This is a genomic window from Pseudomonas carassii (assembly GCF_036324045.1).
GTDB lineage: Bacteria > Pseudomonadota > Gammaproteobacteria > Pseudomonadales > Pseudomonadaceae > Aquipseudomonas > Aquipseudomonas peradeniyensis.
Genome location: NZ_JAZDCT010000002.1, coordinates 282,006 through 294,384, shown reverse-complemented (window position 1 = coordinate 294,384; position 12,379 = coordinate 282,006). Strand labels below are relative to the sequence as shown.

The following is a 12,379-nucleotide window of genomic DNA, read 5'->3' as shown; positions in this document are numbered from 1 at the left end:
CCCCGGCAATCTTGAATTGAAGCGGTTATATCCCAAGAAATGCAAAATCCTTGAAGGGATGACCGTTACAACCAACCCTCAACTCGACTGGGCAAGATGCCCATCCGCCAGTTCCTCTACCGTCTCCGGCTCATCCGGTAGCGCGGTGATCACGCTGAAGTCACTGACTTCCACCTCACCACCGCCATACCCCAGCAAGTGGAAGGAAAACGCCTTGCGCACGGTGGGGTTGTCGAAGTCGAACTCCATTTCCAGCGGCTCGTCGGCTGTCACCCGAATCTCTTCGGGCAGCCCGAGCTGCACGTCCTGCTCCAGCTCCTTCGCCTTGAGGCGGATATAGGCCGCATGCCGGGGATCCAACGCTCGGACCTTGAGGCGCACACGGGTGCGGGAGCCTTCGGGCATCTCCAGGTACTGCGCGCCGATGAGGTTGTCCGCCCAGTCATCCTTGATGCGCGCTGCCAAGGCGATAGGCGAGGGCCCACCGAACTGGTAGCGCAGGTTGAGCGGGGTCTGCAGCAGGGATTGGTCGAGGCTGGCGGCCAGCAGGTTCAGTTGCGGCCCGAGGCTGTCGTCGCCACGGCCGAGGAACTTGGCCTGGTCGGCAATGAACCCGCTACTGGCATAGCGTCGGCAGCGTTGCTGGAAGTCGCACTCGCTGAAGGTGCCCTGACCGTCGTGGTAGCGCAGCATGCCATTGGTGTAGGAGATCATCTCACGGCCGCTGTCGTAATCGCGGTACAGCGAGCGTCCGCCCAGGGCCGCCGGGATCGGCAGGGCGAAGTAGTCGAGCAGGGAGGTGCTCAGGTCGATGTGGCCGTAGGTGCCCTGCTTGAGCCTGGGCAGCTGGGCCTGTTCCGGCGCCAGTGTGAGGTTGAAGCCCCAGGCCGAGGCCAGGCGCACGCCATCGATGCCATGTGACTCGTCCGAGGTGACGATCACCAGGGTGTCTTGCAGCACGCCCTGGCGCTCGAGGCTGTCGAGGAAGCCGCCCAGGGCATCGTCGAGGTAGGCCACTGCAGCTTGCTTGGGTGTATCGAAGCGTTGCAGGTAGGCGTCGGGCGCCGAATAGGGCTGGTGGGTGCCGACCGTGAGCAGGGTGAGCATCCACGGCTGAGGTTGCTTGCGCAGCTCGCCGACGTAGTCGAGCGCACCTTCGAAGAAGGCGCGGTCGTCCTTGCCCCAGGGGAATTCCAGGTAGTTGTCGTTGGCGAACCACTCCAGGCCATGCACCGCGTCGAAGCCGATGTGCGGCATGATCCGGTCCTTGGCCATGAAACGCAGCCCGGCACCCTGCAGGTAGTGGGTGACGAAACCGGCCTCGCGCAGCTGGGCTGGCAGGCACGCCTGGTTGCGTTGCTGCTGGGTCAGCAGCTCGACGCCCTTGGGCGTGCCGTTGGCCAGTTTGTCGTAGTCGCCGCAGAGCATCGCGTAGAGGCCGCGTATGGTCTGGTGGGTGTGCAGCACATAGTCGGGGGTGTTCATGCCGCGCTCGGCCCACTGGCTGAGTCGCGGCATCAGGTCCTGCTGGAAGCGGCTGCCCAGTGCCTCGCGGTTCGGGCGCAGGTAGGCGCCGGGGATGCCCTCGACGGTGATGATAAGCAGGTTGCGCGCCTTGCCTGGGGCGTCCAGCAGCTTGACGCCATTGAGGTCGGACTGGGTCAGGCCGGCGCTGGACAGCGGCGTGACCGCCGGCTCCCGGCCCATGCCACTCAGGGCCTGGTGCTGGAGCTTGCCCATTGCTGCCGACAGCGCCTGGTGGGTGAGGCCGTACTGGCGCCATTGGTCGGCGTCCGAGGGGGCCAGTTGCTGGCCGCCCCAGTGCAGGCCGAACAGCGCCAGGGGCACGGCCCAGAGTCGTCGTGGCAATGGCGTGCCGACGGGGGAACGCCATACGCTCGCCAGCCAGGCACCAAGACCGACGATCAGCAGGGCGGGCAGCCAGGCATGGGCCAGGGCACCGGCGGTGGAGTTCTCCATGAACTGCGGGTCGACCAGGTAGGTCAGGTCGTCGACCGTGGGCAGCCGGCCGACGGCGCTGACCAGTTCGGCGGAGGCCACCCACAGGCCACCCCAGGCCAACAGCAGCGGCAGGGCCAGCCACCAGGGGCGGCCGTGGACGAGCAGCAACAGCAGGCTGCCGATGGCCAGGTCGGACAGGTAGCCAAAGGGGTTGGACCAGCCCAGCAGGGCGCGCGCGGTCAAGGGAATCACCAGCACCAGGATTGCCAGGCTGGCAAAGCGGGCGCGAGGGTGACCGAGCAGGTTGTTCACGAAACTTTCCTTATTGCCATTAAATCGTCACAAAACTGTGCGCGATGATAACAGGCCGATGCCAGGAAAGTCGGTCGCTACAAAACCGGTAACCAAATCCCGGGCCCTGGATCGGGCCCGGCTGGAGGGTCAGAAGTAGTACGGGAATTTCAGGCTGAACGAGAAGTCCGGCGCGTCCTCGGTCAGCCCGATGGACAGGTTGGGGACGATGGTCAGGTTGTCGGTGGCGGCGAAGGTCAGGCCGATGTTGAAGTTGGCGGCGTTGTAGTCGCTGTTGGTGATCGACTGCCAGTCGCCGCCGTCCGGCTTGATCTTGCTCTTGCTGGCGAACTGGTCGGTGACCGAGAACGACATGCTCATGCGTTCGTTGAGGGCAAAGGCGATACCGCCGCCGATCTGCCAGGAGTCGCCCAGTTTTACATCACCCTTGACCTTGCTATTGACCTGGGGACTGATGTCGCTGAACGAATCCTGCATGTTGTAGGTATAGGACAGGCTGGCGAACAGCACGGCGGGGTCGAAGGTCTTGACCAGCGAGATACCGGGCGTGATCGCCCAGACCCCATTGCCGGTCGGCAGGCTGTCGGGCACCGACAGGTTGTTGTTGGTGGGGTCCTCGACCAGCTTGATGCCATAAGGGTCCTTGCCGGTGGGGGCCTTGACGCGCAGGGTGAACACCGCGTCGGGCCAGTTCTCCGACTCGTCGAGGAACTTGTAGGCCACGCCGACGTTGACGTCGCCGATGGCCGGGTCGCGGGTGACCGACGCATCGGAGGTGACCGGGCCGGCACCACCGGCGCCGCCGGAGGAATAGGTCGATTCGCGATAAACGATGGGTACGTTTATATCGAACTGCCAGCGTTGGTCCATGTTGTAGCGGGCGGTCAGGTCCAGGGTCCAGTTATCCGCCTTGATCCGGTCGAGGTTGATGTTGCCGAGGAAGATCGAGTCGAGGGCGAGGAAACCGTTGAGCGTCAGGGCGCGGGTATCGTAGTGCGTGTAGGTAATGCCGGTCTCGACGCTGAACTTGCCGCCGCCGAAGAAGCCGCTGGCCTCGTCATACAGGTTGGAAACGCTTTGCGCGGGCTCCGAGTCGTCCTTCAGCGACTGGCCATAGGAGCTGCCGCTGCTGCCCGGGGCGCCAGAGGCCACGGTCTGTGCGCCTTTGGCCGGTGACGAGGGGGACTTGGTCAGGCGCTTGGGCGGTGGGGCCGCCGGGGTTTCCTCTACCTGACGCACGCGCTGTTCAAGCACCATCAGGGCGTTCTGCTGGGCTTCGTAGCGTTGCTTCAGTTCGCGTAATTCCTGCTTCAATGCCTCGACCTGAGGGTCCGGAGCTGCGTTCAGCATTGTCGCAGGGGCCAATGTACTCAAACAGATCACAGCTTTGAACGTCAACGATCGTTGCATGGGTTAGCCGTCCCTTCTGACTACATACGATGAGACTGAGCGTAGATCAGTATCCCAGGGCGCGAAGACCTTTGAGCTGGTCAAGATTGCCATTCAGCGCGGCGGCGGGCACGTTGTCGCGCAATACCACATTGAGCGAGGTCAGGTTGCTGACCTGGTTGCCGCTGCCGAGCAGCGTCGCGTTCTGCATCAGCCCGCCCTGAGCGATCTGCTGTAGGGTACTGCCCTGGTTGTTGCTCGCCACGACGTTCATTTGCACGCCGGTACCGCTCGCGGAGACGCTCAGGGTCCCTGCGGCGTTGCTACCGACCAGTGTCGAGCCCGCAGCCAGCACCTGGCCTTGCTGCGGCGTCTCGGGGGCCTGGTTGGCCTTGGTGACGTTGATGTCGACGTTGTTGTTGGCCAGGTTGTTATCACCGGCCGCGCGCACCACCTGGGTGACGCCGACAGTGGTGTCCAGGCCGCCGCCACCGGTGACGGTGCCGGTGCCCTTGGCACTGGACGAACCGCTGCCTTTCTCGTCGATCATGGACACGTAGAACTGCGGCTTGATGGTCGACTGCTGAACCTGCATCGAGGTCTTGGCGCCGATGACATCGCCATTGGCGTTCTGCCAGGTGCTGCTCATGACCACGCCAAAGCTGATGATCCGCCCCGGCAGTACATAGCGACCGCGCAGGTTGGCCAACTCCTGATCCTTCAGTTCAATGGGTTTGAACGTCTCTGCCTGGATGGGCAGGGCGGTGGCCAGGCAGATCAGGGTGAGCCAGGCTGGAGTCTTCATGGGATGCTCCCGACGCGTCGCGCTCGATTATCGTTAGAAGAAGTCGCTGCGGATGAAGCCGAAATCCATCAGTTCGGCGTCCTTGACCGGGGTGAAGTTATTGATGCGGTCCTTGGCGCTCAGCGGCAGGGGCGGGTCGAGCAAGGCATTGGTCTTGTCGTAGCCCTGGCCGATCACGGCGAAGATGATGCCGTTCCAGCCCTTGAGGAAATCTTCGACCTTGTAGCGTTTGTGGCCGAGCACCGGGTCGCCGATGTAGACCCAGCCCTTGTCGACCCGTTGCAGGACCACGAAGTGCTTGTAGCCACGGATGTCCATCAGCACGACCACGGGAATGCGCACGCTGCTCAGGGTGTCAGCGGCGACCCGGTAGCCGCGGGCACGCATGCCGAGGCTTTCCACGTAGCGTTTCATGTCGAGCATGGAGAAGCCCTGCACCTTGACCAGGTCCTGGTCGGCGTGGGCCAGCATGCCCTCGATGATCGTGTGTTCGTCCACGTCCAGCCAGTAGGCCTGGCGCAGGATGGTTGCCAGCGCCGCAGCGCCGCAACTGAAATCGGTCTTCTGTTGCACCAGGTCGGCGAACTTGCGTTCGCGGATGCTCTGGATGGGCTTGTAGATCACCGCGCCCCCCGGCAAAACCGAAAGCGGCATCTGCGCCGCTTCGCTGTAACTGGCCATGCACAGCAAAAACGCCAAGGCGATCATACGCATGGTCGTGCCCCCCAGATCCTGTTGAGGAAAAGGCCCCCCGAAGGGGGCCTCAAGGTCACAGCTGTCAGAACGAGGTGTTGGAGATGGCCAGCGAGTTGCTCTGCTGGTTGCCCACACCGGCGGCCACGTTGACACCGAGGTTGCCGCTGCCGCCATTCACCGAGCCACTCAGGGTGGCGGTGTTGGTCACAGGGTTGGCCCAGCCGGTAGGCGTCAGCACCTGGAAGGACACGGTGTTGCTCAGGTCGTACGAGCTGGATTCGCTGAAGCTCTTCGAGCCGGATTTGGCGTACTCGGAGGCTTTGCTACCCGATTTTTCGTACGAAGAGTCGTAGGCCTTCTCGAACGAAGAGTCGTAAGCCTTCTCGAACGAGGAGCTGGAAGACTTCTCGTGCGACTTGTCATACGAAGCGTCGATCGAGGCGTTCAGCGACGCATCGAACGAGTCGGTGCGGCTGCGCTCGTGGCGGCCATAGTCGGTGGAGTGGGTCACACTGCCGCTTGCCGAGGCATCCAGCGAAGCGCTCAGAGAACCACTGGCCGAGGAGCTCGACTCATGGCTACGCGAACCGCTGGCGTCCGAGCTCTTCGAGCCACTGGCGCTCCAGCTGTTGGCACCGGCGGCCTCCCAGCTCGACGAGGAGCTGCCTTCCTTGCTGTAACTGGAGTCCTTGTTGTGGGAGGCGCTGCCACTTTTGGTGGTGGTGAAGGTCAGCGTATCGACCCGGTAGGTGCGGTCGGCGCTGTTGTTCACGACCAGGCCAGGGCCGTTCTGGTCGGCGGAGGCGGTGGCGGTGGCATTACCCAGTGGCGCATTGGAGTTGGCAATGGCCATGGTGTTTTTCTGCTGGTTCAGGTCGCCGCCGGCAATGTTGATGCCCATGTTGCCGCTGCCGTTGTTGCCCGAGCCGCTCATGATGCCGGAGTTGGTGGTGCCGTAGTTGTTGACCTTGTTGTTGTTGCTGTACTGACGCACATCGGCGGTGGCCGAGGCGGAGCCGAACACGAAGCTGTTGTCCAGGCTCGAATCGGCACCGGCGTTGGCGATGGCGGCGGCGTTGTCCTGCTGGTTGCCGGCGCCGGCTGCCACGTTGACACCGACGTTGCCGCTGGTGCCCGAGGCCGAGCTGCTCATTTCGGCTTCGTTGATGGTTCCTTCATTGCTGATGCGGTTGTTGGTGCTGCTTTGCTTGTCCCAGGCATTGGCGGTGGCATACACCGGGATCTTGGTAGGAGGAGGGGTGTGATGACCGTTGTTGTGGCCGTGGCCATTGTTGTGTCCATGGCCACGCGGATCATTCTGCCCAGCTTGTACAGCCACAGCCATGATCGCAGCGATTGCGAAAACCAGAGGCTTGAGTGCCATCGAGGGTTTCATGGTGGTTCTCCGTACTTTATTTTAGGTTAAGTGTTGTTGTTGCCTGTTTGGGTCAATCCGCGACCCGGATGCTCAGGGTGTTGGCCGTTCGGTTTCCCACCCCGGCACTCTGATTCAACTGCACCACGCCACGGCTACCGGTGAATGCCTGGTCGCTGGTACTGACCTGGCGATGGCCGGGTGTCTGGGCAGTTGGATCCGAGCTGTTGACCAGCGCCACGTTCTGTTGCAGAAGGACGCTGTCGTCGATGCTTTGCGGTTGGGCACTGACGCTGATGCGCAGTGCATTGGCTTGCTGGTTGCTGGCGCCGGCGCTCTGGTTGACCCCGAGGATGCCGTTGCCGTGACTGAACGCCGTGCCCTGGATGCTGGACTGCGCGTCCATCGAAGGATCGACCTGGGTGCGCAGGCGCTGACGGATGTGCGTGCTGGCGTTGGCATCGTGACCAATGGCGATGGCCCGGGCATTGACCTGCTGTTGCTGGTCGCCGGCCGCCTGGTTGACGCCCAGGTTGCCCTGGTATTGCGCGCCGGAGCTGTCGATGGTGGCATTGTTGATCACGGGGGATTGGGCGAAAGCCGACGCGCTGCACAGCGTGGCCAGGATCAGCAGCGAGTGCCTCATGTCATTGGCCTCCGCCGAGCACTTTCAGCGCGCCCAGGCCTTGCTGGACGTTGGAGTTGACCATGTTGGCGATGCCGTTGCCGCCCGAGCCCGAGCCACGTCCGCCGGCGATGTTGGGCAACTGGGTCTGGTTGCCGATGTTGGCGCCGATGGTGTTGGTCTGCTGGGTGATCAGCGAGTTGATCCCGGCGCCGCTGGTGATGCCGGCGAAGTCGCCGTCGCTCAGCTCACTGGTCTGCTTGAGGATGTGCGCGGACGGGTTGGTGTTGACGGTGACCGGATTGGGGTCGGGCATTACCGGAGCGCGTATCGCGCTGCGCGTCTGCACTTCGCGGGTGATCACGACGATGCCGTTGTCTGCCTGGACGGGCAGGCTGAAACTGGACCCAAAAGCGCAACCGAGCAGCAGGAGGTGACAGATCTTGCCTTTTTCTGGTTTCCCCACGATGGCAATTCCTTCTTCGGCGTGTGGGCCTGGGGCCGCGTTGCCAGAAGGAGAGCAGAAGCTGTGCCGGTTTTGGTTATTGCTTGAGAATCAGGATCTTGGGTGGCAAGCGCTGGTGCGTCAGAGAATTGTTGTATCAGTGCTGAGACATATTCCCGGTGAGGCAAGGGTTAAACCCTGCAATACCGGGCTTCGAGGGGAATTCGGCGCAGGTGTATCACCGGTGTGACACTGCCCCCGAAACTGTGGGATTAAGCGCAAATCCGGGGGCTATGGCCGTTCGATGTGTATCAGCGGCCTAACATTCAGTGGGGAAAACCGGGGCTTTTCCGTCAAGCAAGCGTTGCACCGCGCCCAGTACCGTGACACTGCGTTGCGGCCAGTCGCCGTCGATGACCTGCACGTTCTGCCGATGGTGTTGCAACCAGGCCAGGCTATCGTCGAAGAACGCCTGGCGCTCCTCAAGGCGAGGCTGGCAGCGTTGGCCATCACCGACCCATTCGACGCCTTCGGGGCGTAGCAGCAGGTGCAGGTCGTAGTGGCGCGCCTTCAGCGCCTCCTCGATCCAGGCAGGGCAGTCGCCAAACAGCGCCCGGCTCCAGAGGATGTTGCTGAGCAGGTGAGTATCGAGAATCAGCAGTTCCGGCGCTTGCTCTCGGCCCTGGTCTTCCCAGGCCAGCTGACCGCGGGCGATGGTGGGAATGTCGGCATAGCAGGTGTCGCGCTGTTCACATTCCATGAAGTGGCGGACATATTCACCGACCAGCACGCCGCCGAAATGCGTCTGGATTTCGCCGCTCAGCCAGCTCTTGCCGCTGGACTCCGGGCCACACAACACCAGGACCTTCATGCCGCTGCCAGCGCCGGATCGCGGCGCCACTCCAGCCAGCCGCGCACGGCGATCAGGGTGAACAGGGCGTAGAGCGCGGCGGTGAGGTACAGGCCCTTGTACAGGAACAGGCCGACGAAGATCACGTCCACCACCACCCACAATGCCCAGCACTGCAGGCGTTTCTGCGCCATCCACAGTTGCGCCACCAGGCTAAACCCGGTGAGGGCGGCGTCCAGCCAGGGTTGGGCGGCATCGGTCCAGTGAGCCATGCCCGCGCCCAGCAGCAGGCTGGCCAGCAGACCGGCTGCCAGGCCCTTGAGCATCGGCGCGGGGGCCAGGCGGGTCACCTGGCGGGCGTCCTCGATACGGTCAGGTCGGGTCCATTGCCACCAGCCGTACAGCTGCAGCACCGCGTAGACCAGCTGCAGGAGCATGTCCGAGTACAGCTTCACCTCGTAGAAGATCCAGCTGTACAGCACGACCATCACCAGGCCAATCGGCCAGCACCAGGGGTTCTGCTTGACAGTGAGCCAGACGGCGATGACGCCGAGCGCGGCGGCGAAGAGTTCGAGGCCGGACATCGGCGATCCTTGGGCGGGGAAAGAGCGGGATGCTAACCGCTTCGAGCGGCACGCTTCAAGCCGCGGGCGGAATCGGATCCGTCCGCGGCTCGTCGTCGCTAGACCCTGAACTGGCGCAGCAGTTGTTCCAGCTCCTCGCTCAGCCGCGCCAGGGCCACTCCGGCGTCGCTGGACTGGCGCGCGGCCTCGGCGGTCTGCTGCGACAGGTCGGCGGTTTCGGTGACGTTGCGGTTGATCTCCTCGACCACATGGGACTGCTGCAGAGTGGCACTGGCGATCGAGGCGTTGAGCGCGCCCAGGTTGCCCAGCGCCTGGCTGATGGCATCCAGGCTGCTGCCGGCCTCGCGGGCCTGCTCGACAGTCTGGCGCGAGGCTTCGCTGCTGGTGTCGATGGCCCGTACCGCGGCCTCGGACTGGCCCTGCAGGTGCTCGATCATGGTCTGGATCTCGGCGGTCGACTGGGCGGTGCGCTGGGCCAGCAGGCGCACTTCATCGGCGACCACGGCGAAACCTCGGCCCTGTTCACCGGCGCGGGCGGCTTCGATGGCGGCGTTGAGGGCGAGCAGGTTGGTCTGCTCGGCGATCGAGCGGATCACCTCGAGCACGCCGCCGATCTTGGTGCTGTGGCTGGCCAGCTCGCGGATCACCTGCACCGCCTGCTCGATGGTCGCCGAGAGCCGGTCGATCTGCTGCAGGCTGCCGTGGATCGCCTGCTGGCCATGGCCGACCTGGGTCTGGGCGTTGCGCATCTCGCTGGAGGCCTGTTCGGCGTGCTTGGCCACGTCGTGCACGGCGTAGGAGACCTCGTTGATGGCGGTGGCCACCTGGTCCATCTGCAGCGATTGCTGGGTGCTGCGGGCCTGGGCCGCGCCTGCGTTGTCGCCGACATGGCCGGCCGATTCGGCCAGGGCATGGGCTGCGCCCTGCAACTGGCCGATCACGCCCTGCAGCTTGCCGTTGAAGCGGTTGAAGTGCTCGCCCAGGTGGGTGATTTCATCACGGCCATGGGTGTCCAGGCGTCGGGTCAGATCGCTTTCGCCACTGGCGATGGTGCCCATGGCCTGTACCGCCTCCTGCAGCGGGCGGGCGATGCTGCGGGCGATCAGCATCACCAGCAGGGCCATCAGCAGGGCGATGCCCAGGCCCAGCAGCGAGGCATCGCGCAGTTGGCGGGCGAACTCGGCCTGTACGTCGTCGACGTACACGCCCGAACCAATGATCCAGCCCCAGGGCTTGAACAGCTGGATATAGGACGTTTTCTCCACCGGTTCGCTGGCACCGGGCTTGGGCCAGCGATAGTCGACCGGCCCCGCGCCCTGGCTGCGGGCCAGGGCGACCATCTCGTTGAACACGGCAAAGCCATCCGGGTCGCGGATTGCGGAGAGATCCTGGCCATCGAGTTTAGGGTTGGCCGGGTGCATGACCATCTTCGGTTGCAGGTCGTTGATCCAGAAATAGTCGTTCTGGTCGTAGCGCAGCCCGCGCACCACTTGCAGGGCTTGCTGCTGCGCAGCTTCGCGGGTGAGCGTGCCGGCGGCCTCCAGGCCCTGGTAATACGTCAGGATGCCGGCGGCGGTCTGCACCACGTGGCGGGTCTTTTCGGCCTTGGCCTGGTACAGGTCGCCGTGGAGCTGGCGCAGCATCAGCAAGCCCAGCACCAGCAGCATGGCCACGGCCACCAGCAGGATCAGCCACAGACGGCGGCTGATCGACATCGACCTCAGGGTCTTCATGATGCGTTACTCCAGTCTTTGTTCTTTTTATCCAGGGCATCCAAGCATGCTTTGCCGCTGGCCCCCACTCGACCAACGGCTAATGAGTCGTTCTTGACATCCTCTGCAGCAGGTAACGCAAGCCTTGAAACACAGGCTCTGCTAGGATTTCGGCCGCGCCAGATGAAACCTTTAGGCAACTGGGTTTTTCAGCTGGCTTTGGCTGCTACTGTCACTGTAAAAAGCACGCGCCGCGTGCGGCATCATTGAGTCAATCAAAACAAGCGGCCTGCCACGCGCAGCGTCGCACTTGGGGGAAGGATGGACTTTTGGAGTGCCTTGCAGGCAATCATCTTGGGCGTGGTCGAGGGGCTGACGGAGTTCCTGCCCATTTCGAGCACCGGGCACCAGATCATCGTCGCCGACCTGATCGGCTTTGGCGGCGAACGCGCCATGGCGTTCAACATCATCATCCAGCTGGGTGCCATCCTGGCGGTGGTGTGGGAGTTCCGGCGCAAGATCTTCGACGTGGTGCTGGGACTACCCACGCAGGTACCGGCACGGCGTTTCACCGCCAACCTGCTGATCGCGTTCTTCCCGGCGGTAGTGCTGGGCGTGCTGTTCGCCGACCTGATCCACGAGTACCTGTTCAACCCCGTCACCGTCGCTGCCGCGCTGGTGGTGGGTGGGGTGATCATGTTGTGGGCCGAGCGTCGCCAGCACCGGGTGGAGGTCGACCATGTCGATGACATGCGCTGGAGTCATGCGCTGAAGATCGGTTTCGTCCAGTGCCTGGCGATGATCCCGGGCACCTCGCGTTCCGGCTCGACCATCATCGGCGGTCTGCTGTTCGGCCTGTCGCGCAAGGCGGCCACCGAGTTCTCGTTCTTTCTGGCCATGCCGACCATGGTCGGCGCGGCGGTGTACTCGGGCTACAAGTACCGTGAGCTGTTCCAGCCGGGCGACCTGCCGGTGTTCGCCCTCGGTTTCGTGGTGTCGTTCATCTTCGCCATGATCGCCGTGCGCGGGCTGCTCAAGTTCATCGCCAATCACAGCTACGCGGTGTTCGCCTGGTACCGGATTGCCTTTGGCCTGCTGATCCTGGCGACCTGGGAGTTCGGTTGGGTCGACTGGTCGACGGCGCACGGTTGACATGGCCCGTGCGCAGCGTGCGCCTTGGCGCGAGGAGGGCGTGCGCAATGCACGCCTGAAATGGCTGGTACTGGTGGTGCTTTGCCTGTTGCCGGTGGTTGGTGGCCTGCGAATGGGGCTGAGCGGTGAGACCTGGCTGGCGCTGGCCATGTACCCGCTGGTGAGCCTGATCAGCCTGCTGTTGTACTGGCAGGACAAGCAGCAGGCGCGGACCCAGGCCTGGCGTACGCCAGAAAAGGTGCTGCATGCCAGCGAGCTGCTGGGGGGGTGGCCGGGGGCGTTGCTGGCGCAGCAGCTGTTTCGGCACAAGACCCGGAAGGTGGCCTACCAGCTGGTATTCTGGGGGATTGTGCTGGCGCACCAGGTGTTCTGGATTGACTATCTGTTCCTGGCAGGACGTTTACGCGCGGTGATCTGAGTCGGCGCCTGATCTGGTTTTCCAGGTTCCGGCGCCGTAAATGACGGAACGAAG

At 63.6% G+C, this 12,379-nt stretch carries 12 protein-coding genes and 1 pseudogene; 2 read left to right on the top strand and 11 right to left on the bottom strand.

Annotation, left to right across the window (positions count from 1 at the left end):
• Positions 1-78: 78 nt before the first annotated feature.
• The 11 genes and pseudogenes from V0R62_RS02670 to V0R62_RS26710 form a co-directional block, all read right to left on the bottom strand.
• Entirely contained in the window at positions 79-2,274 is a 2,196-nt protein-coding gene (locus V0R62_RS02670) for an LTA synthase family protein (RefSeq protein ID WP_330102615.1), read from the bottom strand.
• A gap of 129 nt (positions 2,275-2,403) precedes the next feature.
• Positions 2,404-3,684, bottom strand: coding sequence for a hypothetical protein (locus V0R62_RS02665; RefSeq protein WP_330102614.1), 1,281 nt, complete (start codon positions 3,682-3,684; stop codon positions 2,404-2,406).
• A 46-nt stretch (positions 3,685-3,730) separates the two neighbouring features.
• Positions 3,731-4,468 (bottom strand): hypothetical protein, encoded by a 738-nt coding sequence (locus V0R62_RS02660; protein WP_330102613.1) that lies wholly within the window; start codon positions 4,466-4,468, stop codon positions 3,731-3,733.
• Between the two features lie 33 nt (positions 4,469-4,501).
• Complete coding sequence (locus V0R62_RS02655) at positions 4,502-5,182, bottom strand: C39 family peptidase (protein ID WP_330102612.1); 681 nt, start codon at positions 5,180-5,182, stop codon at positions 4,502-4,504.
• A 64-nt stretch (positions 5,183-5,246) separates the two neighbouring features.
• Positions 5,247-6,560 (bottom strand): heme utilization protein, encoded by a 1,314-nt coding sequence (locus V0R62_RS02650; RefSeq protein ID WP_330102611.1) that lies wholly within the window; start codon positions 6,558-6,560, stop codon positions 5,247-5,249.
• A gap of 52 nt (positions 6,561-6,612) precedes the next feature.
• A complete protein-coding gene (locus V0R62_RS02645; RefSeq protein WP_330102610.1) occupies positions 6,613-7,185 on the bottom strand; it encodes an adhesin in 573 nt (190 codons plus the stop codon).
• Between the two features lies 1 nt (position 7,186).
• Positions 7,187-7,630: a hypothetical protein gene (locus V0R62_RS02640; protein ID WP_330102609.1), complete on the bottom strand. Its 444-nt coding sequence runs from the start codon at positions 7,628-7,630 to the stop codon at positions 7,187-7,189.
• 298 nt (positions 7,631-7,928) lie between these two features.
• A complete protein-coding gene (locus V0R62_RS02635; protein WP_330102608.1) occupies positions 7,929-8,480 on the bottom strand; it encodes an AAA family ATPase in 552 nt (183 codons plus the stop codon).
• The gene (gene pnuC, locus V0R62_RS02630; protein ID WP_028691553.1) at positions 8,477-9,043 is read right to left on the bottom strand and encodes a nicotinamide riboside transporter PnuC; all 567 of its coding nucleotides are present in this window, start codon (positions 9,041-9,043) and stop codon (positions 8,477-8,479) included. The genes V0R62_RS02635 and pnuC overlap by 4 nt, the downstream gene beginning before the upstream one ends.
• A 98-nt stretch (positions 9,044-9,141) precedes the next feature.
• The gene (locus tag V0R62_RS26715; RefSeq protein WP_371877800.1) at positions 9,142-9,876 is read right to left on the bottom strand and encodes a methyl-accepting chemotaxis protein; all 735 of its coding nucleotides are present in this window, start codon (positions 9,874-9,876) and stop codon (positions 9,142-9,144) included.
• A 138-nt stretch (positions 9,877-10,014) separates the two neighbouring features.
• A pseudogene (locus V0R62_RS26710) lies at positions 10,015-10,686 on the bottom strand (cache domain-containing protein); the annotation flags it as partial.
• 390 nt (positions 10,687-11,076) lie between these two features.
• Here V0R62_RS26710 and V0R62_RS02620 point away from each other — a divergent pair.
• On the top strand, positions 11,077-11,907 hold the full coding sequence (locus V0R62_RS02620) for an undecaprenyl-diphosphate phosphatase (RefSeq protein WP_330102606.1): 831 nt from the start codon (positions 11,077-11,079) through the stop codon (positions 11,905-11,907).
• Position 11,908: 1 nt separating this feature from the next.
• On the top strand, positions 11,909-12,325 hold the full coding sequence (locus V0R62_RS02615; RefSeq protein WP_330102605.1) for a DUF1294 domain-containing protein: 417 nt from the start codon (positions 11,909-11,911) through the stop codon (positions 12,323-12,325).
• Positions 12,326-12,379: the final 54 nt, after the last annotated feature.